This window comes from Pseudomonas morbosilactucae, from assembly GCF_023241665.1.
GTDB lineage: Bacteria > Pseudomonadota > Gammaproteobacteria > Pseudomonadales > Pseudomonadaceae > Aquipseudomonas > Aquipseudomonas morbosilactucae.
In genome coordinates this window covers 174992-198877 of record NZ_JALQCX010000028.1, presented here as the reverse complement: position 1 = coordinate 198877, position 23886 = coordinate 174992, and the positions used below count along the sequence as shown (strand labels likewise).

General features: G+C 63.1%; 20 protein-coding genes and 2 pseudogenes. 10 read left to right on the top strand and 12 right to left on the bottom strand.

Going from position 1 to position 23886, the window contains the following annotated elements; genetic code table 11:
* Positions 1 to 630: 630 nt before the first annotated feature.
* Positions 631 to 2322: an AMP-binding protein gene (locus M1B35_RS16180; protein WP_268262501.1), complete on the bottom strand. Its 1692-nt coding sequence runs from the start codon at positions 2320 to 2322 to the stop codon at positions 631 to 633.
* Positions 2323 to 2548: 226 nt separating this feature from the next.
* Between M1B35_RS16180 and M1B35_RS16175 the strand changes: the two genes are divergently transcribed.
* The 4 genes and pseudogenes from M1B35_RS16175 (at position 2549) to M1B35_RS16160 (ending at position 8201) form a co-directional block, all read left to right on the top strand.
* Complete coding sequence (locus M1B35_RS16175; RefSeq protein WP_123335451.1) at positions 2549 to 3712, top strand: isovaleryl-CoA dehydrogenase; 1164 nt, start codon at positions 2549 to 2551, stop codon at positions 3710 to 3712.
* Between the two features lie 169 nt (positions 3713 to 3881).
* Positions 3882 to 5422, top strand: a pseudogene (locus M1B35_RS16170) (carboxyl transferase domain-containing protein).
* A 17-nt stretch (positions 5423 to 5439) separates the two neighbouring features.
* On the top strand, positions 5440 to 6255 hold the full coding sequence (locus M1B35_RS16165) for a gamma-carboxygeranoyl-CoA hydratase (protein WP_268262500.1): 816 nt from the start codon (positions 5440 to 5442) through the stop codon (positions 6253 to 6255).
* Positions 6255 to 8201 carry an acetyl-CoA carboxylase biotin carboxylase subunit gene (locus M1B35_RS16160; RefSeq protein WP_268262499.1) on the top strand — a complete coding sequence of 649 codons (1947 nt, stop codon included), beginning with the start codon at positions 6255 to 6257 and terminating at the stop codon, positions 8199 to 8201. Before M1B35_RS16165 ends, M1B35_RS16160 begins: the two co-directional genes overlap by 1 nt.
* A gap of 58 nt (positions 8202 to 8259) precedes the next feature.
* On the opposite strand, the gene M1B35_RS16155 is transcribed toward M1B35_RS16160, so the two are convergent.
* Positions 8260 to 8925 carry a LexA family protein gene (locus M1B35_RS16155; protein WP_268262498.1) on the bottom strand — a complete coding sequence of 222 codons (666 nt, stop codon included), beginning with the start codon at positions 8923 to 8925 and terminating at the stop codon, positions 8260 to 8262.
* Between the two features lie 130 nt (positions 8926 to 9055).
* Here M1B35_RS16155 and M1B35_RS16150 point away from each other — a divergent pair, with 130 nt between their 5' ends.
* Together M1B35_RS16150 and M1B35_RS16145 are read left to right on the top strand one after the other, a co-directional pair.
* Complete coding sequence (locus M1B35_RS16150; RefSeq protein WP_123335441.1) at positions 9056 to 9403, top strand: DUF6124 family protein; 348 nt, start codon at positions 9056 to 9058, stop codon at positions 9401 to 9403.
* 494 nt (positions 9404 to 9897) lie between these two features.
* Positions 9898 to 11049, top strand: a complete 1152-nt coding sequence (locus M1B35_RS16145; protein ID WP_268262497.1) for a M14 family metallopeptidase — start codon at positions 9898 to 9900, stop codon at positions 11047 to 11049.
* Between the two features lie 41 nt (positions 11050 to 11090).
* Here the strand turns inward: M1B35_RS16145 and M1B35_RS16140 are convergent, their stop codons facing one another.
* Positions 11091 to 11537, bottom strand: a complete 447-nt coding sequence (locus M1B35_RS16140; protein WP_123335436.1) for a winged helix-turn-helix transcriptional regulator — start codon at positions 11535 to 11537, stop codon at positions 11091 to 11093.
* A 103-nt stretch (positions 11538 to 11640) separates the two neighbouring features.
* On the opposite strand from M1B35_RS16140, the pseudogene M1B35_RS16135 reads away from it, so the two are divergent.
* Positions 11641 to 12857 (top strand): annotated as a pseudogene (locus M1B35_RS16135) (MFS transporter).
* A gap of 21 nt (positions 12858 to 12878) precedes the next feature.
* On the opposite strand, the gene M1B35_RS16130 reads toward M1B35_RS16135, so the two are convergent.
* Both M1B35_RS16130 and M1B35_RS16125 read right to left on the bottom strand, forming a co-directional pair.
* Entirely contained in the window at positions 12879 to 13418 is a 540-nt protein-coding gene (locus tag M1B35_RS16130) for a cytochrome b (protein WP_268262496.1), read from the bottom strand.
* Positions 13415 to 14497: a catalase family peroxidase gene (locus tag M1B35_RS16125; RefSeq protein ID WP_268262495.1), complete on the bottom strand. Its 1083-nt coding sequence runs from the start codon at positions 14495 to 14497 to the stop codon at positions 13415 to 13417. The genes M1B35_RS16130 and M1B35_RS16125 overlap by 4 nt, the downstream gene beginning before the upstream one ends.
* A 167-nt stretch (positions 14498 to 14664) precedes the next feature.
* On the opposite strand from M1B35_RS16125, the gene M1B35_RS16120 reads away from it, so the two are divergent.
* Together M1B35_RS16120 and M1B35_RS16115 are read left to right on the top strand one after the other, a co-directional pair.
* Positions 14665 to 15171 (top strand): sigma-70 family RNA polymerase sigma factor, encoded by a 507-nt coding sequence (locus M1B35_RS16120; RefSeq protein ID WP_268262494.1) that lies wholly within the window; start codon positions 14665 to 14667, stop codon positions 15169 to 15171.
* Positions 15168 to 15920 (top strand): anti-sigma factor family protein, encoded by a 753-nt coding sequence (locus M1B35_RS16115; protein ID WP_268262493.1) that lies wholly within the window; start codon positions 15168 to 15170, stop codon positions 15918 to 15920. The genes M1B35_RS16120 and M1B35_RS16115 overlap by 4 nt, the downstream gene beginning before the upstream one ends.
* Before the next feature lie 23 nt (positions 15921 to 15943).
* Here the strand turns inward: M1B35_RS16115 and M1B35_RS16110 are convergent, their stop codons facing one another.
* The 7 genes from M1B35_RS16110 to M1B35_RS16080 all read right to left on the bottom strand — a co-directional run bounded on the left by M1B35_RS16110 (position 15944) and on the right by M1B35_RS16080 (position 22497).
* The gene (locus tag M1B35_RS16110; RefSeq protein ID WP_123335425.1) at positions 15944 to 16885 is read right to left on the bottom strand and encodes a Csu type fimbrial protein; all 942 of its coding nucleotides are present in this window, start codon (positions 16883 to 16885) and stop codon (positions 15944 to 15946) included.
* A gap of 81 nt (positions 16886 to 16966) precedes the next feature.
* Positions 16967 to 19324: a fimbria/pilus outer membrane usher protein gene (locus tag M1B35_RS16105; RefSeq protein ID WP_123335423.1), complete on the bottom strand. Its 2358-nt coding sequence runs from the start codon at positions 19322 to 19324 to the stop codon at positions 16967 to 16969.
* 131 nt (positions 19325 to 19455) lie between these two features.
* Positions 19456 to 20247 (bottom strand): fimbrial biogenesis chaperone, encoded by a 792-nt coding sequence (locus M1B35_RS16100; protein ID WP_123335421.1) that lies wholly within the window; start codon positions 20245 to 20247, stop codon positions 19456 to 19458.
* Between the two features lie 46 nt (positions 20248 to 20293).
* Complete coding sequence (locus tag M1B35_RS16095) at positions 20294 to 20794, bottom strand: Csu type fimbrial protein (protein ID WP_123335420.1); 501 nt, start codon at positions 20792 to 20794, stop codon at positions 20294 to 20296.
* Positions 20795 to 20798: 4 nt separating this feature from the next.
* Positions 20799 to 21335: a Csu type fimbrial protein gene (locus M1B35_RS16090; protein WP_268262492.1), complete on the bottom strand. Its 537-nt coding sequence runs from the start codon at positions 21333 to 21335 to the stop codon at positions 20799 to 20801.
* A gap of 20 nt (positions 21336 to 21355) precedes the next feature.
* On the bottom strand, positions 21356 to 21892 hold the full coding sequence (locus M1B35_RS16085; RefSeq protein ID WP_123336090.1) for a Csu type fimbrial protein: 537 nt from the start codon (positions 21890 to 21892) through the stop codon (positions 21356 to 21358).
* 104 nt (positions 21893 to 21996) lie between these two features.
* Positions 21997 to 22497, bottom strand: coding sequence for a Csu type fimbrial protein (locus M1B35_RS16080; protein ID WP_185039363.1), 501 nt, complete (start codon positions 22495 to 22497; stop codon positions 21997 to 21999).
* Between the two features lie 241 nt (positions 22498 to 22738).
* On the opposite strand from M1B35_RS16080, the gene zapE reads away from it, so the two are divergent.
* Positions 22739 to 23857, top strand: a complete 1119-nt coding sequence (zapE, locus tag M1B35_RS16075) for a cell division protein ZapE (protein WP_268262491.1) — start codon at positions 22739 to 22741, stop codon at positions 23855 to 23857.
* Positions 23858 to 23886: the final 29 nt, after the last annotated feature.

The following is a 23886-nucleotide window of genomic DNA, read 5'->3' as shown; positions in this document are numbered from 1 at the left end:
GCAAGCAAAAATACCAAACCATTGATTTTAAAGGACTTTAAAAAGTTGGCACGGCTTCTGCTATCTCTATGGCATAACAAGAATAAAAAGCAGCAAAGCTAATAAAAATAAGACGTAACGACTCTGACATAACAAAAACAACACGGCAGAGACGCAGCTAACAGATTTTTTTGGAGAAGGTGTGCTTTTCAGGGTGCTCTCAGAGTCACCCGCAACCGGGCAGAGAACAATAAAACTACCTTCAGGTAGCTCCCGAACTGGTTGGATCGCTTAGTCGAGAAAGTAGATCAGCGCTCAAAAAAATACGTTTGCTCTTGACCCCGGATGGGGGTCGCCAAAAACAGCGGTAAAGGGCCACGGTTGCCAAAAACAACAACAGACCGCCCCTCAATAATAAAAAAGAGCACGCAACGACAAAATTAAAGGGGAGCTTCGGCTCCCCTTTGTGCTTTCTGCGATTCCTCGTTTATTCCCCCTTCTGTGAATTGCCCCTAGGCCTTGCGTCGATGCGGGGGATTGTCATCGCTGGCAAGCCAACGCCTACACAGGTGGGTTCAGCGCCCTCCCGCAGGAACCGGCTTGCCGGCGATCAGCCCTCTGGCCTTGCGCGACGTAGGCCGAGGAAGTGATTCAGGGATGCTTCAGCTCTTCGATGCTGATTTCTCGCATACGAAACTTCTGGATCTTGCCGGTCACGGTCATGGGGAAGTCTTCCACGAACTTGAAGTAACGCGGCGTCTTGAAGTGCGCGATGCGCTCCTTGCACCAGGCTTGCAGCTCTTGCTCGGTGGCACTGTGGCCCGGGTGGAACTTGATCCATGCGACGATCTCCTCGCCATAACGCGAGCACGGAATGCCAATCACCTGCACATCGGCCACCGCCGGATGGGTGAAGAAAAACTCCTCCAGCTCCCGCGGATAAATATTCTCGCCCCCACGAATGATCATGTCTTTGTTACGCCCGGCAATGCACACGTAACCCTGCTCGTTCATGGTCGCCAGGTCGCCGGTGTGCATCCAGCCGGCCGAGTCGATGGCCTCGGCGGTGCCTTGGGGGTTGTTCCAGTAGCCCAGCATCACGCTGTAACCCCGGGTACAGAGTTCGCCGATGGTGCCACGTGGCACCACATTGCCGGTTTCATCGATGATCTTGCTCTCCAGTTGCGGCTGGGTACGGCCCACGGTGGTCACCCGCAGTTCCAACTCGTCCGCCGGGCCGGTCTGCAACGACACCGGGCTGGTTTCGGTCATGCCGTAGGCAATCTGCACCTCACTCATGTGCATCTCGCTGATCACCCGGCGCATCACCTCGATGGGGCACGTGGCGCCGGCCATGATCCCGGTGCGCAGGCTCGACAGGTCGAACTCGTGGCGCCGAGGCTGATCGAGCATGGCGATAAACATGGTGGGCACGCCATACAGACCCGTGGCCTTTTCCTCGGCCACGGCCGTCAGGGCCGACAACGGGTCAAAGGCGTCGCCCGGGTAAATCATGGTGGTGCCATGGGTAACGCAACCGAGGTTGCCCATGACCATGCCGAAGCAGTGGTACAGCGGCACCGGAATCACCAGACGGTCGCTGGCACTCAGCCCCAGGCTCTCGCCCACCATATAACCGTTGTTGAGAATGTTGTAGTGACTGAGGGTGGCGCCCTTGGGAAAGCCCGTGGTGCCCGAGGTGTACTGGATGTTCACCGCCTGATCAAAATCCAGGCTGTCCTGCCGGGCCTGCAACGCGTGTGGCGTGATGCTCGCACCCAGCGCGGCCAGTTGCGACCAGGGCAGGAAACCCGAAGGCGGCTGGGCATCCAGGCTGATGACCCCGCGCAGCTCCGGCAGCCGGGCGCTGTGCAATTGGCCGATGGATTGTTCGGCCAGTTCGGGCACCAGGCCCTGCAACATCGCATGGTAATCAGAGGTCTTGAACGCACCGGCACAGACCAGCCACTGGCAGCCCGACTGCTTGAGCACGTACTCCAGTTCGGCGCCGCGATAGGCCGGATTGATGTTCACCAGGATCACCCCGATCTTGGCGCTGGCGAACTGGCTGATGCACCACTGGGCGCAGTTGGGCGCCCAGATGCCGAGGCGATCACCGGTCTGCAGCCCCAGGGCCAGCAGCGCCCTGGCATGCAACTCGACGGCCTCGGCCAACTGCTGCCAGGTGTAACGCAGCTGCTGATGGCGAACCACCAGGGCCTCGCCGAGGGGGTACTGAGCGACGGTGCGATCGAAGGCCTGACCAATGGTCAGGGCCAGCAAGGCTTTGTCCTGGGCGCCGCGACTGTAGCTGCGGCCCGGTTGAGAACCTGGTTGTTCCATGACGACCCCTATTGTCTTTATTAGTGGGTATGCAGGAGCGCGGTGCGGGTTGCGAGGGAGGCCGGCTCCAATCGAAAACGCTGCTACTCTGGCGCAAGTTGACGTTTACGTAAAGGGTCATTGACAGCCATTCATCGCAGGTTTACGTTAACGTAAAGGTGAGAACCAACCAGCCCGGTTCTCCGTGCTTTCCCCCTTAATAACAACAAGTTTGCAGGTGCCCTCCATGAGCTATCCGACCCTGAACTTTGCCCTCGGCGAAACCATCGACATGCTTCGCGATCAGGTCCAGGCCTTCGTCAAAGCCGAACTGGCACCGCGGGCGGCGCAGATCGACATCGACAACCTGTTCCCCGCCGACATGTGGCGCAAGTTCGGCGACATGGGCCTGTTGGGCATCACCGTGGCAGAAGAATACGGCGGTGCCGGCCTGGGTTACCTGGCCCACGTGGTGGCCATGGAAGAAATCAGCCGCGCCTCGGCCTCGGTCGCCCTCTCCTACGGCGCCCACTCCAACCTCTGCGTGAACCAGATCAACCGCAACGGCAACCATGAACAAAAAAGCAAATACCTGCCCAAGCTGATCAGCGGCGAGCACGTCGGCGCCTTGGCCATGAGCGAACCCAACGCCGGCTCCGACGTGGTGTCGATGAAACTGCGCGCCGACAAGCGCGGCGACCGCTACGTCCTCAACGGCAGCAAGACCTGGATCACCAACGGCCCCGATGCCAACACCTACGTGATCTACGCCAAGACCGACCTGGAAAAGGGCGCCCACGGCATCACCGCCTTTATCGTCGAACGAGACTGGAAGGGCTTCAGCCGCAGCAACAAGTTCGACAAGCTGGGCATGCGCGGCTCCAACACCTGCGAACTGTTCTTCGATGACGTTGAAGTGCCTGAAGAGAACATCCTCGGGGTGCTCAACGGCGGCGTGAAAGTGCTGATGAGTGGCCTGGATTACGAGCGCGTGGTGCTCTCCGGCGGCCCCACCGGGATCATGCAAGCCTGCATGGATGTCGTGGTGCCTTATATCCACGACCGCAAACAATTCGGCCAGAGCATCGGCGAATTCCAGCTGATCCAGGGCAAGGTCGCCGACATGTACACCCAGCTCAACGCCAGCCGCGCCTACCTGTATGCGGTGGCCCAGGCCTGCGAGCGTGGCGAGACCACCCGCAAGGACGCTGCCGGGGTGATTCTCTACAGCGCCGAGCGCGCGACCCAGATGGCCCTGGACGCGATCCAGATTCTTGGCGGTAACGGCTACATCAATGAATTCCCCGCCGGGCGCCTGCTGCGCGACGCCAAACTCTACGAAATCGGTGCCGGCACCAGCGAGATCCGCCGCATGCTCATCGGTCGCGAACTGTTCAATGAGACGAAGTAAGAGCGGCTGCGAGCGACACGCCTGAAGCGGCAAGCCATGGCTGCCTTAACATCGACTTACTCTTGCAGCTTGAAGCCTGTCGCTTGAAGCTGCCGTAGGCCCTCCTATGATTCTGAAGTCTCAGCTCAATCCGAAATCACCCGAGTTCGCGCAGAACGCTGCCAGCATGCTGACCCAGGTCGACGCCCTGCGCAGCCTACTCGCCCAAGTCCAGCAAGGCGGTGGCGCCAAGGCCCAGGAACGGCACACCTCGCGGGGCAAACTGCTGCCGCGTGAACGTATCAACCGCCTGCTCGACCCGGGTTCCCCCTTCCTCGAACTCAGCCAACTGGCGGCCTATGAGGTCTATGGCGAAGACGTGCCTGCCGCCGGAGTGATTGCCGGCATCGGCCGGGTGGAAGGCGTCGAATGCATGATCGTGGCCAACGATGCCACGGTGAAAGGCGGTTCCTATTACCCGCTGACGGTGAAAAAACACCTGCGGGCCCAGACCATCGCCCAGCAAAACCGCCTGCCCTGCATCTACCTGGTGGACTCCGGCGGCGCCAACCTGCCGCGCCAGGATGAAGTGTTCCCCGACCGCGAGCACTTCGGGCGGATCTTCTTCAACCAGGCCAACATGAGCGCCCAAGGCATCCCGCAGATCGCCGTGGTCATGGGCTCCTGCACCGCCGGCGGTGCCTATGTGCCGGCCATGGCCGATGAAGCGATCATGGTTCGCGAACAGGCCACTATCTTCCTCGCCGGCCCGCCCCTGGTAAAAGCCGCCACCGGCGAGGTGGTCAGCGCCGAGGACCTGGGCGGTGCGACGTGCACTGCAAGATTTCCGGGGTCGCCGACCATTACGCAGACAGCGATGAACATGCCCTGGCCCTGGCCCGGCGCAGCGTGGCCAACCTCAACTGGCACAAGCAGGGGCAATTGCAGCAGCGCACGCCGATCGCCCCGCGGTATGCCGGCGACGAGCTGTATGGGGTGATCCCGGCAGACGCCAAACAGCCGTTCGATGTCCGTGAAGTCATTGCGCGCCTGGTGGACGGCTCGGTGTTCGATGAGTTCAAGGCGCTGTTCGGCACCACCCTGGTGTGCGGCTTCGCCCACTTGCACGGTTATCCGATCGCCATCCTGGCCAACAACGGCATCCTGTTCGCCGAAGCCGCGCAAAAAGGCGCGCACTTTATCGAGCTGGCCTGCCAACGCGGGATTCCCCTGCTGTTTTTGCAGAACATCACCGGCTTTATGGTCGGACAAAAATACGAAGCCGGTGGCATCGCCAAACACGGGGCCAAACTGGTGACCGCGGTGGCTTGCGCCAAGGTACCGAAATTCACCGTGATCATCGGCGGCAGCTTCGGTGCCGGTAACTACGGCATGTGTGGCCGGGCGTACGACCCACGCTTTTTGTGGATGTGGCCCAACGCGCGGATTGGCGTGATGGGTGCCGAACAGGCCGCCGGGGTGCTGGTACAGGTCAAGCGCGAGCAGGCCGAACGCAGCGGCCAGGGTTTCAGTGCCGCGCAAGAGGCCGAGATCAAGCAGCCGATCCTCGATCAGTACGAACACCAGGGCCACCCTTATTACTCCAGTGCGCGACTCTGGGACGACGGTGTCATCGACCCGGCGCAAACCCGCGACGTATTGGCCCTGGCCCTGTCCGCCGCCCTCAACGCCCCCATCGAACAGAGCCGCTTCGGCGTGTTCCGCATGTGACCCGGAGCCAGAACAAGATGAGCGACTTCAATACCCTGGAATTGCTGACTGACCCTCGCGGCTTCGCCACCCTGTGGCTGAGCCGCGAGCAGAAGAACAATGCCTTCAATGCCGAGATGATCCGTGAATTGATCATCGCCCTGGACCAGGTGCAGGCCGACCCGAGCCTGCGTTTCCTGCTGCTGCGCGGCCGCGGCAAACACTTCAGTGCCGGGGCCGACCTGGCCTGGATGCAACAATCGGCCGAACTGGACTACGCCACCAACCTGGACGACGCCCGGGAACTGGCGGAACTCATGTACAACCTGGCCAAGCTGAAGATTCCTACTTTGGCGGTCGTACAGGGCGCGGCCTTTGGCGGTGCTCTGGGTCTGATCAGTTGCTGTGACATGGCGATTGGTGCCGATGACGCGCAATTCTGCCTGTCGGAAGTGCGCATCGGCCTGGCCCCGGCGGTGATTAGCCCCTTCGTTGTGCAAGCCATCGGCGAGCGCGCGGCCCGGCGCTATGCCCTGACCGCCGAGCGTTTTGCCGGCCAACGCGCCCGGGAGATCGGACTGTTGGCCGAAAGCTACCCAGCCGCCGAGCTGGAGGTTCAGGTCGAGCAGTGGATCGCCAACCTGCTGCTCAACAGCCCCCAGGCCATGCGCGCCAGCAAGGACCTGCTGCGGGAAGTGGGCAACGGCGAACTGACCCCTGCCCTGCGCCGCTATTGCGAAAACGCCATTGCACGTATTCGGGTCAGCGCGGAAGGCCAGGAAGGGCTGCGCGCCTTCCTGCAAAAACGTCCGCCCAGCTGGCAGCCCACTCGGAACACTCAGGAGTCGCATTGATGAGCGCCCCCGTCCTCGACACTCTACTGGTGGCCAACCGCGGCGAAATCGCCTGCCGGGTAATGCGCACCGCCAAGGCCATGGGCCTGACCACAGTCGCGGTACACAGCGCCACTGACCGTGATGCTCGCCACAGCCGCGAAGCCGATATCCGCGTCGACCTGGGTGGCAGCAAAGCCGCCGACAGCTATTTGCAGATCGACAAACTCATCGCCGCCGCCCAGGCCAGCGGCGCCCAGGCGATTCACCCGGGCTACGGCTTTCTGTCGGAAAACGCCGGTTTTGCCCGAGCGATTGAAGCCGCCGGGTTGATTTTCCTTGGCCCACCCGCCTCCGCCATCGACGCTATGGGCAGCAAATCGGCGGCCAAGGCCTTGATGGAGACCGCCGGAGTGCCGCTGGTACCGGGCTACCACGGCGAAGCCCAGGACCTGGAAACCTTCCGCCTGGCCGCAGAACGCATCGGCTACCCGGTGCTGCTCAAAGCCACTGCAGGCGGTGGCGGCAAGGGCATGAAAGTGGTCGAGGACGTCAGCCAACTGGCCGAAGCCCTGGCCTCGGCACAGCGGGAAGCACAATCGTCGTTTGGCGATGCGCGGATGCTGGTGGAGAAATACGTGCTCAAGCCCCGGCACGTGGAAATCCAGGTGTTCGCCGATCAGCACGGCCACTGCCTGTACCTCAATGAACGGGATTGCTCGATCCAGCGGCGCCATCAGAAAGTCGTCGAAGAAGCACCGGCCCCCGGCCTCAGCGCCGAACAACGCCGGGCCATGGGCGAAGCCGCGGTGCGGGCGGCGCAGGCCATCGGCTATGTCGGCGCGGGCACCGTGGAGTTCCTCCTGGATTCCCGTGGCGAATTCTTCTTTATGGAAATGAACACCCGCTTGCAGGTGGAACACCCGGTCACCGAAGCCATCACTGGCCTGGACCTGGTGGCCTGGCAGATTCGCGTGGCCCAAGGCGAGCCGTTGCCGATCACTCAGGACCAGGTGCCACTGCGCGGGCATGCGATTGAAGTACGGCTCTACGCGGAAGACCCCAGCAATGACTTCCTCCCAGCCACCGGGCGCCTGGACCTGTATCAAGAGTCAGCACCCGGCCCGGGCCGTCGGGTCGACAGCGGCGTCGAGGAAGGTGACAGCGTCTCGCCCTTCTACGACCCGATGCTCGGCAAACTGATTGCCTGGGGCGAGAACCGCGAGCAGGCACGCCTGCGCCTGCTGGCCATGCTCGATGAGTTTGCCATTGGCGGGCTGAAGACCAACCTGGCATTCCTGCGGCGCATCGTCGGCCACCCGGCCTTCGCCGCCGCCGAATTGGACACCGGATTTATCCCGCGCTACCAAGAGCAATTGCTGCCACCGCCCAGCGAACTTGACCCGGACTTCTGGCAAGCCGCCGCCCAGGCCTTCGTGCACAGCCTGCCGTCATCGGCACGCGACGACGACCGGCACTCGCCCTGGGCCAGCCCCCAAGGCTTGCGTATCGGCTTGGCCCCGCAAACCGTGTTGCACCTGAGCTGTGATGGCCAGGACCAGGCCGTCAGCCTCAGCAGCGCAGACGCGCAGCTCCAGCAGCATGAGGCAGAACAAGGAGAAGCGCGCCCGGACGTGCGGCGCCAACAGCGGGCCATCCGCCGGGGCGACACCCTCTATCTGCACTGGCAGGGGGAGATGCGCAGCATCAGCGCTTACGACCCCATCGCAGCCGTGGAGGCCAGCCACAGCCAGCAAGGCGGCCTCACCGCGCCAATGAATGGCAGCATCGTGCGCATCCTCGTGGCCGCCGGCCAACAGGTCGAAGCCGGCACCCAGTTGGTGGTGCTTGAAGCCATGAAAATGGAGCACAGCATTCGTGCGCCACAGGCGGGTGTGGTCAAGGCGTTGTATTGCCAGGAAGGCGAAATGGTCAGTGAGGGAAGTGCTCTGGTCGAGCTGGAATAACGGCGCCTGAAACAGCAGGACCGTCCCCATCAGTGAGGGGGACGGTCCTTTTCAGCGCTTAGAACTTCGCGGTCGCCTGTACAACCACACCAATGATTCGACACTCATCGCTGTAGAGCATCTTGGGGTACGTGGGGTTCAGCGGCACCAGGTAATGCTGCTCGCCTTCTTGCACCCATTTGCGGAAGATCGCCTCGGCGCTGCCGGGGCACTGCACCACCACCAATTTTCCGGGCTCGGCCGCCACGGCCGGGTCCACCAGGATCAACATGTCCTGGCCAATGCTGACGCCACTGGGCGCGATCATCGCGTCACCCACAACCACCAGCCAGAACGCTGCGCCCTGGGCCTGATAATCCGAGAGCTCATAGCGCTCGTGAACGTAGGCTGCCTGCTCGGCCTCGCGCACTTCACTGGCGGCGCGCCAGTCGCTGACCGGGTAGCGGAAGTAGGGATTGTATTTGTGCACGGGCGCCAGGTCTTGCGCCGCGGGCTCACCGTCATCGCCCACCAGCGACTTCTCGCGGATCACCAGGGCAACCTCGAGAAAGCCCATGCCGATCGCATCCAGAACCCGGTTCATGTCTTCGATTTTCGGCTGCCGACGTTTGCTCAGCCAATGACCGATGCCGCCTTGGGACATGCCCAGACGCTCTGCGAGTTGTTCCTGCGTGACCTTGCGGTCTTTCATGTTGGTCTTGACCAACTCGATCCATTTATCCATGGACGGAACAATACGTTGTGTATTTCCACCCTCAACACACAACTTGTAGTATTTGAAATCTCGTCACAATTACAATAAGTATTAACATCGATCGGCCCTCCATCCTGATCTCAACAAGGGAGAAGACGAGATGAATACCAGCAGCAAAGACGTGCCTGAACTGGAAAACGACGGCCAGCTCAGCGCCCTCAAAGGCAGCCAGGCAGCACGTCGGGCGATGGACTATTACTTGAAACCGGCGATGACCGAACAGGGCAAGGACAACAGGCTCTTCGAGATCAGGCACAGCGTCAGCCACGAGGAAGCGATGATCCAGGCTTCCGATCTGCTGCGCTGCGCGGCCGCCACGGCCTATAGCGCCGCCGATAACCTGCGGGGGACGTCTCGCGATCTGGCGCTCTCGGTGATGCACATGGTCGACCTGGCCAAAGCCCTGGTGGACAAGTCCCTGGAGAGTCAGCGTTTTGAATCGAGCTGAAAGGCCGGACACGGCAGAACGAAGTCAGCCGACTGAAATCGAGACAGTGAAAATGGGGAATGGAAAATAAATTTCCGAAAGGCGGGGAAAAACATTTGACTTGCAAATGATAATGATTATTATTGCAAGCAACTGGTCGCGAGATCAGTTGATAACCCAAGGGACCTTAGGTCGGACTCTTGGATTATCTCCTCATCAGGCTAATCACGGTTTTTGACCCGGCTTTTTGCCGGGTCTTTTTTTTTTGCCAGTTTTCTGGCTTGGCTTCAGGCTAATGAAGTCTGGGTGCAGCTGAATTTGGTGGCGGCGATGATAGCAAAAGAGTGTCGTATTGCAAGAGAACGCCCGTCGCCAAAGCCCAAGAATTCCAAAGCAGCACTTGAGAATCAATCGCATAGCCTCTAAGCTGCTTTCGCGTCAAGGACGACGCCCCCCTTCTATTACCCTGCCTTGTGTGTAGAGTTGACGGTCACAATCACCCTAATCCAGGAATGATGACCGTGACCCAAAATAGCCTGCACATCACTGCCGACTTCGACAGCGGCAATATCGACGTACTGGACATCAGCAACCCGCTACAAGCCTTGCTGGCCATCAGGCCCGACACCCGCAGCCCGCACTTCCAGTGGTTCCACTTCAAGGCCAGTGGCCTGCATGTGGGCCAGGAACACTGGTTCCGCCTGAGCAACGCCAGCCAATCCTCCTACAACAAAGCCTGGACCGGATATCAAGCCGTGGCCTCTTACGACCACGTGAACTGGTTTCGCGTGCCGACGATCTTCGAAGGCGATGCCCTGCGCTTCAATCTGGAAGCCAGCCAGACTCACGCCTGGTTCGCCTACTTCGAACCCTACAGCCGCGGGCGTCATGACTGGTTGATCGAGCAGGCGCTGAACAAGGCCGGTACCGAGTTGCTGGCCTGCGGCAAAAGCGTCGAAGGCCGGGACATCCAGCTACTGCGCAAAGGCAGCGGTGGCGAAGGTCGGCGTGCCATCTGGATCATCGCCCAGCAACATCCCGGCGAGCACATGGCCGAGTGGTTCATGGAAGGCGTGATCGAACGCCTGCAACGCCAGGACGACCCGGAGATGGAAAAGCTCCTGGCCAGTGCCGACCTGTACCTGGTGCCCAATATGAATCCGGACGGTGCCTTCCACGGGCATTTGCGCACCAACGCCATGGGCCAGGACCTCAATCGCGCCTGGCAGAACGCCAGCGCCGAACTCAGCCCGGAAGTGCTGTTCGTCCAGCAACAGATGGAAAAGTACGGCGTGGACTTGTTCCTCGACGTCCATGGCGATGAAGAAATCCCCCACGTGTTCACCGCCGGCAGCGAAGGCAACCCCGGCTATACGCCCCGGATCGAACAACTCGAGGAGCACTTTCGTAGCCACTTGAAGCGCCAGACCCGGGATTTCCAGACCGTGCACGGCTACCCCCGCGACAACCCGGGCGCCGCCAACATGACCCTGGCCTGCAACAGCGTCGGACAACGCTACGACTGCCTGTCCCTGACCCTGGAAATGCCTTTCAAGGATCACGATGACCACCCCAACCCGAGCACGGGCTGGTCCGGCAAACGCTCCATGCAACTGGGCAAGGATGTGCTGAGCACCTTGGCCGACATCGTCACCACCCTGCGCTGACCCGCGCCAGCGGCTGCGGGCTCGCCACCCGCGGTCGAGCGCTACTCCGGGGCCACTCGCCGACAGTCTTGCGGCCCCAGCAGGCGCCCGTCCGCCGAGCGCAACTCCAGGGGCTGCACCGGCTGCCCCCGTTCACGATCGACCATCCGTGAGTGGGCCTCTCCCTCTTCGTAGAAAAACCGTTCGCCCCACTGGCGCAAGCCGATGATCAAGTGGAACAGGCCCTGGCCCTTCTCCGTCAGCACGTACTCCTGATAGGCACTGCCATCGGAGGCCGGCACCACCTGGAAAATCCCGTGGGCCACCAAGGTGCGCAAACGCGCCGCCAGGATGTTCTTGGCCATCCCCAGGTTGCGCTGGAACTCGCCAAAACGGCGAATCCCATCGAATGCATCGCGAATGATCAACAGCGACCACCAGTCGCCAATGGCATCCAGTGAACGGGCGACCGGGCATTCGGCGCCTTGCAGGCTTGTGCGCTTGACCATGAAGGGGCTCGCTGATGACAACAGGGAAAGTGGTTGCAATATAAAACCAGCCTCACTACCGTACAACTGGTTTCATAAAGCAACCACACGTCCGGAGCCTTCGATGCCCTCGCAATCCCCTGCCCTTGCCAGCCCCACCAGCACCCTGCCGACCGTGCAGGTGTTGCTGTTCGCCATGGCCTGCGGGCTGGCCGTAGCCAATGTGTATTACGCCCAACCCCTGCTCGACGCCATGGCGCAGAGCCTGGGCATACCCCATTCGACCATTGGCCTGGTGGTGACCCTGACTCAGGTCGGCTACGGCCTGGGCCTGTTGTTATTGGTGCCCCTGGGCGACCTGCTCAATCGGCGGCGCCTGATCGTGGTGCAAATGCTGTTGTCGGTGCTGGCCTTGTTGGTGGTGGCCCTGGCACCCAGCGCGACCGGGTTGCTGCTGGGCATGGCCGGCACGGCCTGCTGGCGGTGGTCACCCAAGTGCTGGTGGCGCACGCGGCCAACCTGGCCGCGCCGGGCGAACGGGGCAAGGTGGTCGGCACCGTCACCAGCGGCATCGTCATGGGTATTCTCCTGGCCCGCACCGTGGCCGGAACCATGGCCGACTTGGGCGGCTGGCGCTCGGTGTACCTGCTGTCCGCCGGGCTGACCTTACTGATGGCCCTGGCGCTGTGGCGGGTCCTGCCCGATCACCGTCCAGCGCCCGTGGTGGGTGGTTATGGGCCGTTGATTGGTTCGTTGTGGGGATTATTTCGGCAAGAGAAGGTGCTGCGCGACCGGGCCGTGCTGGCGATGCTGATCTTTGCTGCCGGCACCGTGTTGTGGACCCCGCTGGTGCTGCCCCTCAGCGCAGCGCCATGGTCGTTGTCCCACACTGAAATAGGCCTGTTCGGCCTGGCCGGCGCCGCCGGTGCCTTAGGGGCGGCCCGTGCCGGTCACCTGGCGGATCGCGGTTGGGCGCAGTGGACCAGCGGCCTGGCCCTGGCGCTGATGCTGGCCTCATGGCTGCCCATCGCCTTTACCACGTCCTCGTTGTGGGCCCTGCTGCTGGGGGTCATCACCTTCGACCTGGGCTTGCAGGCCGTGCACGTCACCAGCCAGAGCCTGATCTACAGCGTGCGCCCCGAGGCCCAGAGCCGCTTGGCGGCGGCCTACATGCTGTTCTATTCCCTGGGCAGCGCCGGCGGCTCGATTGCCGCCACGCTGGTGTATGCCCGGGCCGGCTGGACGGGCGTCTGCACCTTGGGCGCACTGATCAATATCAGCGCGCTGCTGTACTGGTGGTGGAGCCTGGCGCCGCGACGCACGCCGCTGTGCGCCGATTAACCCCGCAAGCGCCGGCCACGCTCAATCCTTGCCATGGAGCATGCTCTTCAGGACCCCGTCGCGTCGTACCCAGCTATGGAACAAGGCCGCGGCCAAATGCAGCAGCACCGTCAAAAACAACAGGTACGCCAGATAACCATGGGCCTGGCGCAGCCAGGCAAAGACCTTGGCATTGGCCGGCAGGATCGACGGTAACTGCAAGGTGGCGCTGAGCAGCACCGGGTCCCCTGCCGCCGAGATCATCGCCCAGCCCAGCAACGGCAAGATCACCATCAAGGCGTACAGCAGCACATGGGACGCCTTGGCCGCGAGGACCTGCCAAGCGGGCAAGTCCGCGGGCAACGGCGGTTGCCGAGTAGAGAAACGCACGAACAGGCGCACCATGACCAGCAACAGAATGGCAATCCCCAAAGGCTTGTGCAGGTGCAGCAGCCACTCGTGGCGTTCAGACACCGAGGTGACCATGCCGGCGCCGATAAACAGCATGGCGATGATCATCAGCGCCATCAGCCAATGCAGCAGCCGCGCCAAAGGGGCGAAAGACGTCGGTTGGGGGCTCATGGGCGGGACTCCTGGGCGGCAGGTAATTGGCTGACCTCACTCGTGCGACGCAGATAAGAGCTGGCATACGCCGCCGAACGAGCGGCCAGCAAGGGGTCGTCGGAGCCTTCGATGCCGCTGGGCAGCACCAGCGGGTCGTAGTTGATGTCCCGACAGGCACCGTTGTCCTGGGGCTGGGTGCTTTGCAGCACCAGGGTCCCGGCATTCAGCGTCTTGCGCTCGGCGGGCCAGGCCTTGCTGGCGTCATCGGTGGGGTCGCCCGACTCGGCCAAGGTGATGTTCAACTGCCAGCGCAGCGGCCCGGCGGCCAGACGCTGGGTCAGGTCCTGGGCCAGAAAGTCGGCCCCCGGCGGCGCGCTGACACCGAGCCCATCCACCGCCTGGGGCACCACGCTCCAACGCACCGCCTGGCGCTGGCCTGCGGTGTTCACCAGGTAAAAGGCATTGATGCCGTTATAGGTTTCGGTGGCATAACTGGCCGACGGCTTGGCGCCCTTGACCCATTGCAGGAACGGCGCGGCTTCAGGGTGCGCCGCAAAGAACGCCGGCACACTGGCCGGATTCGGCTTGCCGGTGGCCGAGTCGGGAGAACTGGCCTGTTGCAGCTGGAAGAAGGCTTCGGGCGTGCCCACCGGGAATACCGGCATGCTGTTCATGCCGGTGCGCCATTGCTGACCATTGGCCTGGAGAAAGCGCAATGCCAGGCTGCGAATCGGCACGCTGCTGTCCGGGGCATAGGGGTTGCCGCTGGGCAAGGCAAACCGACCCACCACCGGGGTGCGCGACTCGCTGAACACCTGGGCCCGGGAATAGGCCCGGGCCTCGCCACTGCTCTCGAAATACCCCGCCACGCACACGCCCTTGGCATGATTACGGCGGAACCCGGGGTGCACGCCGTTGTTTTTTTCCAGCACATCCACCAACGCCTTGGGCGTCAGCCGCTGCGGGTCGAAACTACCGCGTACATAGGCCATGGCCGCAACCACGGCCGCGACCACCAGGGCGATCCCGGCCAGGCGCAGCATGGTACTGGCGGCACTGAGCGGCGGCCGCGCCGGCGGTGATGAGTGATCTACCATGAACAACTCCAGGGCCATGGGCCGCAGGTGGAAAGAACCGGTCAGACGCACCCCGAACGGCTTTATTCCCGGCACTCGATGTTTATTTTCCGAGGGCTGGAATAACCTGCGTGCGCCGGCGTCTTCCTAGTCCAGCGTAGAGACTGGCCACGAACCTGCAGGCAGCCATGAACGAAATCGACGAACAGTTGCGCCCCCTGATCCCGAGGCTCAGGCGCTTTGCCCTGTCCCTGAGCCGCAATGCCAGCAGCGCCGACGACCTGGTCCAGTCCTGCCTGGAGCGGGCGTTGTCGAGCTGGAGCGATAAACGCCCAGCGGGGGATTTACGGGCTTGGCTGTTCGCCATCCTGTACCGCCAGTTCCTCGATGCCCACCGCCGCTCCCGGCGCTACGCACGCATGCTCGAGTTTTTTCGCGGCCGCGACGACGCCCAGCCTTCAGCAGAGCGCACGGTGATTGCCCAGTCGACCCTGGCCGCCTTCGACCAACTCAACACTGAACAACGCGCCCTGCTGCTCTGGGTCTCGGTGGAAGGCTTGAGCTACCAGGAAGTCGCCGACATCCTCCAAGTGCCCATCGGCACGGTGATGTCACGCCTGTCCCGCGCCCGCCAAGCCTTGCGCCAACTCAGCGACGGCGAAATCACCCGCCCCGCCTTGCGGAGACTCAAATGATCAACCTGCCCCCCAGCGAACACGACCTGCATGCTTACGTCGACCATCGACTTGACGAGGCCGACCGACGCCTGCTGGACACCTACCTGGCCGCTCACCCGGAACTGGCCGCCCAGGTCCAGGGCTGGCAGCGCGACGCTCAGCAACTGCGAGCGGCCCTGGCCGGGGCCTTGCAACAGCCGACCAACCCACAACTGGACCCCACACAGCTGCGCCAGCGCCGGCAAGGCCAATCCCGGCGCTACCTGGCCAGCGCGGCGGTGCTGCTGCTCGCCGTCAGCCTGGGTGGTTTCAGCGGCTGGCAGGCCCGGGGGCTGACCCAGGCCGGCGCCGTGCCCCCCATGACCGATGCCCTGCAGGCCTATCGCCTGTTCGCCCAGCAGCAGATCCTTCCGGCCGACCTCAAGGTGCAGGACGACGACGCCATGCAGGCCTGGCTCGACCGCTACTTCAGCCAGGCCAAGCGCCTGCCGGACCTGCAAGAGGCTGGCTTCAAAGCCGTCAGCGGGCGCTTAATGAGTACCGAACAAGGGCCTGCGGCGATGGTGCTGTATGAAGGCCCCAGCGGCGACAAAATCAGCTTCTATATCCGCCCGCCTGGCCCGCAGAACAACCTGCTGCCACGGGGCAGCCGCCGGGACGGCGAGTTGCAGGCCGATTACTGGTCTGACAGCGGCTACAACTACGCGATGGTCAGCCCGGCCGATTCGCCGGTGGCCGAGAAGCTGCAGCGCACCTTGAAGTTCTGAACCCGGCTGCCCTCGCCGGGGCCTTAGAAGCCCACGTCCAGCACCACGTTATCCAAGTAGGTGCCCGCAGGTGGCGTGGCCTGGTCGGTGTAGATCCGCGCGTTGTAGTTGAAGACCTGGCTGCCGTTGCCCAAGCCATTGCCTGGGAACACTTCAGCGTCGCTACTGGCGCGACGGGCACTGCCGACGCTGCCCCAGCGGGTGGTGCCGGCACTCTTGAAGATGTCGTAGGCCAGGTAATTGCCGCTGGCCACCATGCGCCGGCGCCCCCCCACACTCACCGGGTTCTGGCCGTCACTCAGGCCCACGGTGTAGGCGCTGCCCTTGGTGCAGTTGAGGCTGATGGTCTGCCCGGTGACCGTGGCAAAGGCGCTAACCACCGGGGCGCTGCCAAAACTGATGTTGGGCGCGGTGATCAAACAATCATTGGACACGGTCATGTTCACCGTAAGGTTCTGAGTGCCACTGCTGACGTCCCGCCCCAGGCAAACCCCCAGGGCGCCGATCCCCGAGCAATAGTTCCAGTTCCAGAAGATGCTCAGGTTCTCGGTGTAGACCCCCGCCGCCACATTGCTGCCGGTAATCGAGCCCATGTAGATGGGGATGGTCTTGGCCACCGTGCTGCTGCCCAACAGACCCAGCAGGTCGATGATCGAGTTGCGCGCAAAGTCGAACGGGGTGCCCCGGGTAATCGGATAACTGGTGCTGTTGTTGGCGTACAGGGTGTAGCCAATGACATCGCCGGTGGGCCCGACCAGGCCGCTGGTGGTGGAGCTGATGGTGGCGTAGAAGTGGTCGTTTGTGGTCAGCAGGCTCAGCAGCGAACCGGTGCAGCTCAACCCGGCATTGGTGGTGGAGGCTGGTTGCGAAGTACTGCGCACCAGCATCGAACTGACCGTACCGAAGTTCGCCGAGGTCGTGCTCACCGTGGTGCACAAGGCCTGGGCCTCGGCCGCCAGGACCATCGCCGAGAGCCCCAACGCTGCGTGTCGCCATCCTTTGAACCTGTTCACGTTTCACTCTCCTTGCACGTGGTGTAACCCTGACTACTGGCAGACCAGCGGGCCGATCAACGGCACCTGCTGCTGTTCCAGGTCCATGTCGAACTGCACCCGGCACTGCTGGTCGTCGCCCAGGCTCACCACCAGGCTGTTGTGCGCCGCCAGGTTTTCCAGGTAGACCAAGCCGTCCCAACCGACCACCGTGCGCACCCCGCTCTGCTCATGGGTGACGGTGCTGCCCAGGGGCAACTCCCGTTGCTGGGCATCCACCAGCACCACGCTGGCGGCGATCACTCGGGTCAGAGGAAACTCCAGCAAGTAACCGCTGCCGCGGCGCACAGCCACCCGCTGCTCGACATTCGGGCTGCGCACGTTGGCCGGCAGGTTGAGCGGGTCGATTTCGTATTTGCCCCGGTAATAAGCGCTGCTCCAGGGCACCAGCAAGTGGCCGTTCTTGTCGGTCTGACCCACCCATTGGTTTTCGTAGCGCACGGGGATGTCTTTGTAGCCATCGGTGCTGACCACCACAAAGGCATCGTCGATACGGTTGGCGGCGAACACTTGGCGGTCCATCCACACCAGTGAACCGCTGGCATCGGCCCAACGAGTCTCGGCGTCGCGGGTGCCGTAGACGCCGGCTTGCAGGCGCACCGATTGCAGGCGCCAGGTCAGGTCGGCCTGGTGATAATCGGCGCCGTCGCCCGTGGCGTAACCGAGGTTGTAGCCCACCCCGCCCTCGATCGGCACCGACCGGCTGAAGTTGACCCGCTGGCGGTTTTCCCCACTCTTGCTGCGTTCATTGCCCAGGCTCAGGCTGCCGTGCAGATCGAACGGGATCACCAGTTGCGCCTGCATGGCCCACTGGCTTTCGCCGATTTGGCGGTTAGCCGACAGATAGAAGCTGCTGTTGTGCCACAGCGGCTTGCTCCAGGTCAGGTTCACCAGCCGGGTGCGGCTCGAATCGGCGGCGCGCACATCGAAATAACCGGCGCCCAGGCTGCCGTAACTGTCCAGGCTGAGGCTCAGGGTCAGTTGCTCACTGCGCTGGCTGAGGCTGGTGTAGGCGCTATCGACCACCGTCAGGTCGGCGTATTGATCGCGGCGCTGCATGCGCTGATAGGCCACGCTGTAGCGCTGGCTGCTGTACTGGTAGCCAATGCTGAATTGCTGCCCACTGCTGCCGTCGAAGCGGCTCTGGCTGAAGGCCGTATTGAGCACGCCAAAGTTGCCCAGCCGCAGGTTGCCCCCCAGCCCGCCCAGGGTCAGGGCGTCCGAGGCTTCGGCGTGGCCTTCCAGGGTCAGGTTGTCGCTGAGGCCATAGCGTAGGCTGCCGGAAGTCACGCCCGGGCCATAACCGAAATCCCGCAGGGTGTAGTCGCGGCGCAAGTTGCCAGCGGCCACCGAAAAATCCGTCAGGCCCTTCTGCAACAAGGTGCTGGTGACGTAGAACGGCACCGTGGTCGAGACCTGTCGCCCCAGGGCGTCAGTGGTCACGACCACGGCCTCCCCCGCGCCGTTGATAAACGGGATATTGGTCAGGGTGTAGGGGCCCGGCTGCAACTCGGCGCTACTGGACTTGTAGCCATTGATAAACAGGTCCACCGAGGACGGCACCGCCGCCTCCCCGGCAAACTGCGGCAAGGGGTACGTCACCAGGTCCGGGCGCACGCCAAAATCCCGCGACAGCTGCACACCGCCCAGGCGCACCGAGCTGCTCCAGGGCAAGGCGCCGCTGACCAGGTCGCCGGCCTCGTAGGTCAGCAGGCGCTCGTCGTCGGAATAGCGCCACGTGGTGTCGTAGCGCCGGTAACCATTGTTCAGGGAAGCCCCCTCGATGCCGGACAGGGTCTGCCGGTACTGCCCGGTGTTGGACAAGGTGCCCCAACTGTCGAACAGCCGGACCTCATTCCAGGCCGCCAGGTAGGTGCCACCGTTATCGGTGTCATTGAGGTACAGGTCGTAGTTGAGCAACGCCCCGAAACTGCTGAGGGCCGGGGTTCGGGGGTACGCCTGGCGGTTACCGATAAACTGCTCCGGCAGCCAGTCCGGTGGCACCTCCAAAAGCAAGCGCTGCCCCTGGCTGTCGTACTCACTGTGCAGGCCCTGGAGGTTGTCCAGACCGACTTCGGCGCCCAGCCCTTCCGGAAGCTTCATGCCGCTGTCGCGCAGGGTCTGCACCGGCAGGAACAACTGCCCCGCTCGCTGCTCCACCGCCACCACCCGTCCTGTGTTCATCTGATTGATCACCAGCTCCAGAAACAACTGCGCATCGGCGACCGACTCCAGGCTGCTGGGCGGTGGAGGCAATTCGCCAGCCTGGAGCGGTTGGGCCAGCAGCAAGCCCCACAGGCCGGCCAGCAGGCCTTGCAAGTGCCGAAAACGACGAGCCGAATCCTGGCTCATGACGGGTCCAAGTCCATCTATGGACATCTCCATCCCAAGGCGCGTGCGTCAACCCGCTCGCATCCGCCTTTATCACTCCCAAACAGGCGCCTTAGCGTTGATGCCGTCACCGGCGGCAATCAGCCCGTCGATCACGGCGAAGGCGGCAAGCTCTGCACCTGTGGCGCACCGTTGACCCGTAGCTGCAGGTTGGGCTCGCCCACCAGGGTTTCAGGCGCCGGCCAGCGCATCACCGCCCCAGGCAACACATACCCCAACAACCCCTGGGCCAACGGCCGGGTCTGCCCACCCTGCTGGAAGGCGACATCGGTGAGTCGCGCATGCACCGCCCCCTGGTTGCGCAGCTCGAAAAACGCCTTGCCGTCCACCGCCACCTTGCGCCAGCTCAACTGCGGCACGCCGGCGCTCTTGGGGTCGCGCTGGCGGGTGGTGTCGGCCTTGCTCCAGAGCCCCGCACCATAGGCAAACAACGGCACCGAGTAACGCATCTGGAAGCGAATGGCCGCGGCGCTCTTGGCGTCCCCTTCCGGGGTAATGGGCTTGGCCGAGGGAATCTCGTCGATGATGATCCGGTACGCCAACTCCTGCCCGGGGGGCACGTCACGGGTCCGGGTCAAGCGCACCAGTTGCCGCTGGCCGGGCTCGATCTTTGCCACCGGTGGGCTGCCAATGATGTCGCGCTGGTTCTGGTACTGATCGGCAAAGCCGCTCTGGCTCCAGCCAAACACGCGGATCTGCAAGTTGGCGGTCTCGGTGCCGCGGTTTTCCAGCCATAAGGCACTGGCCTGCTGATCGGCCTCCAGCACCGGGTCGATCGGCCAGATCAGTACCGAGCTGGCCGCCTGGGCCGTGGAGGCTCCCAGCGCCAACCCCAGCAGTGCCCCATAACCCAGGGTCCACAGGCCTCGCAAAGGTAAATGCATACGACTACTCCTTGTTTGCCTGCCGGCTTGTTATTGAATCGCCCCATCACCACGACAGCTGCACCTGCAGCACGTCGCTATAAGTCCCCCCAGGCTGATTGCCCGGCAACTGCACCTGTCCGTAAATCGGCAGGCTGATGTTATTGGCATCGCTGTAAGCCACCGCCACGCTTTGGCTGATGCCCAGGCTCTGGCTGTAGGCCGCATCCCGATACAACTGGTACGCCACCCGTGCCGTGCCGCTATTGAGCTGCATGTGCCGCCCACTGCTGTTGTACTGCCCGCCGTCGACGGTCATGTTCAGGGTCACCCCTGGCGTGCACTGCAACTGCACCCCCCCGGTCAGCGCCACTCTCACCGTGCTGGTGGACAGCGCCGATTGGCTGCCGAACGCCAGGCTGCCGTAGTTGCTGACACCGCCCACCACCAGGCACCCAGCGGTGACGGTGGCGCTGACCTGGAAGCTCTGGCTGGTGGCCGCCGAAATCCAGGTCGGCCAGGCCCCTGCACAGATCAGCGCCAGCAGCACACCAGCGTGGCGGGCCATGGCATCAGAAGGTCAGTTGAACCGACACCGTGTCGGTGTAGGTCCCCGCCGGCAACCCCGCCTTGCCCACCGCCTGGCCATAGAGGTTCACGGTCTGCGCCACCCCGGTGCTCGGCGCCAGGTTGATCACCCCGTTGATCGCCACGATCTGCGAATGCCCAGAGTCGGTGTACAGGTCGTAAGGCACATAATTGGCCACGCCGTCGAACAGCGCACGGGTGCCGCCGGTGGACTTGCCGTCGTTGCTGCCGCCCTGGATGGTCAGCGACGGTGACGTGCCACTGGAGCACAGAATCGACAGCGCACCGCCACCGCCGCCCAGCACTTGGCCAGTGGCGGTGGTGAACAGCGAGTTGGCGGTGCCGAAGTTCAAGGCCCCGAAGTTCAAGCCTGTGCTGCCGCCCACTCCGTTGACCTGGCAACTGCTGGTGAGGATCAGCGTCGAACTGATCTGCCCGGTGACCGTGGTGGCGGCGTTGGCTGTGGAGGCCATGGCCAAGCTCAATACTGACCAGCCAATCCTGGATACAAGCGCGTGCATGATGTGTGTCCTCTTGTGATTTACCAATCCAGCGTGATGGTCAGGGTGTCGGTGTAGACCCCTGCCGGAATCGCGCGGGTATTCGCGACCACCGAGCCAAACACCGGAATGGGGATCCGGCGACCACTGCTCACTGCGAAATTGCGCTGCTGGCCGATGCTGTAGCTGTCGCTACCGGAAGCATCGACGAACAAGTGATAGGGAATGGTCTGACGGCCGTTGCTCAAGCGTCGGGTCGTGCCGTCGCCGTTGAGGCCGCCATTGATGGTCACGGTGAAGCCGGTGACCGAGGAGTTGCAGGCAACCTGCACCTGGCTTTCGCTGCCGCTGCTGAGGTTGGCATTGATGGGATTGACCCAGGTCGGGCCCTGCTGGCCAAAGTTGAGCATGCCCAGGTCGGTGATCGGGCTGCCGGACGCGTTGTCGCCACTGGTCACCTGGCAACTGGCCGTGATCACCAGGCGCGCCTGGATCTGCCCATCGACTGCAGCCTGCGCGGTATCCACCGACAGCCACAGCCACCCGAGGGCGAGCATCGTCCAGGTCTTGCTGTTCAAAGCACCCATCCCAGTTCCATCAGGACTCCCACACGAACCGCCCACGATGAACGGTTTTCCTTGGCCTGCCCGGTTCCACCGCGGCAGCATTCACGACCTTGGCCTTACCAGGTCAGGGTCACTTTCAATACATCGGAATAGCCACCGGCCCGAGGGATCTCGGCCAGGGGTTCAATACGCCCGTACAACGGCAAATCCACCGTACCGGAATCCGGCACCCGCCCACTGACCGGCACATTCACCGGCAGCGGAATGCGCCGGGCCGGGTCCTGGTAGAGGCGATAGGGGATGGGTTTGCTCGACGACTGGTTGCTGGCCAGGTAACGCACCTCACCGACGCCACCATGCAGGCCGCCGTCGATACGCATTTGATAAGGGGTGTCGGGGTTGCATTCCAGGCGTGGCTGGCGGTCACTGGCCAGCGCTGCGCCCAAGGGGCCTGCGGGCTCGTCCAGGCGCGCGGTGCTGCCGAAATCCAGGGTACCGAGCTGCTCGATACCCGCCTCGCGCTGTTGACCGACCAGTTGGCAGCCACGCATCACGTCGACCCGGACTTGCACCTGCAAATCCGCGGCCCCCGCCGTTGCGCTGAGCAAGGCGCTCATGACTGCCCACCCCTTACATCCATTCAAGGCCCCAATCCTTATGAGAAACATTTGCAGAAATCAGGTTAGCAACCCTGCTGAAAACCGCCAGTTAGCGCCTTAATCTGACGAATTAAAGGAAAAATCCAGCAAGTGCTGGCCACCCTGAACGTCAGAGATCACTGGCCCGCGGCTTTTCTATTGGTTAAATTGTCACGCCGCTTTCAAGGTGAGCGGCCTGGAATAATTGGGGTAACCACCATTGGCCGCTTTCCCGCCAAAACCTGCACAGGTTCAATCACGCTGGCGCCGCCTGCTCGGCAAGGTTGCGCGCCGCCCGAGCGGCTCCGGTCGAGTGATCCACGACTACTTTCGCCACAAGGCCCAGGACCAGGGGTACACCCTGAGCCACAGCCAGATGCGGGTGATCGAGTGCATGGCCCAGCAGGCCGACGCCCTGCTGCAAGGCCAGCGCACAATCCAGAGCCTGTACCTGTATGGCGCCGTTGGCCGGGGCAAGAGCTGGTTGCTGGACGGCTTCTTCCGCGCCCTGCCCATTGCGCAGAAACAGCGCCTGCACTTTCACGACTTCTTCGCCCAACTGCACCAAGGCATGTTCCGCCATCGCCAGGCAACAGACGCCCTGGCGGCGACCCTCGATGAGCTGCTGCACGACTGCCGGGTCCTGTGTTTCGACGAGTTTCACGTGCATGACATCGGCGACGCGATGCTGATCACCCGCCTGTTCAAGGCCCTGTTCCAACGCGGCATCCTGCTGCTGGTGACCTCCAACTACGCCCCCGAGGGGCTGCTGCCCAACCCGCTGTATCACGCGCGCTTCAAGCCGGTGATCGACCTGATCAACGCGCGCATGCAGGTGATGGAAGTCGGCGGCCCCCATGACTACCGCAGCCAGGCCCGTTCCCACAACCAGCAACTCTTTACCCAGGGCCAGTACGTTTGGCCGGGCAGCGCGGCCCAGCGCAGCGCCTTGCAACTGCCGGAGCGCCACGCCCCCGCCCTAGCCCTGGAGGTCGGTGCCCGGCAATTACGGGCCCGCCAGTGCGAGCAGCGCAGCATTCGTTTCGAGTTCGCCGACCTGTGCGAACAACCCACCGCGGTGATGGATTACCTGGAACTGAGCCGGCGCTTTGACACCTGGATCATCGACGAACTGCCCGCCCTGGACGACTGCCCCATTGCCACCCAGCAACGTTTTATCAACCTGATCGACGTGCTCTACGACCAGGACAAACACCTGGTGCTGATCAGCGAACTGCCCCTGCGGGAAAGCCTCGGCGGCGATGCCATTGACCTGGCGCGCACCCGCAGCCGCCTGGGCCAGCTACGGGAAGTCGGCCCGCAGACGTCGATCGGCTGAGCAGGCGCCCGCCCCAGCCGTTATCATGC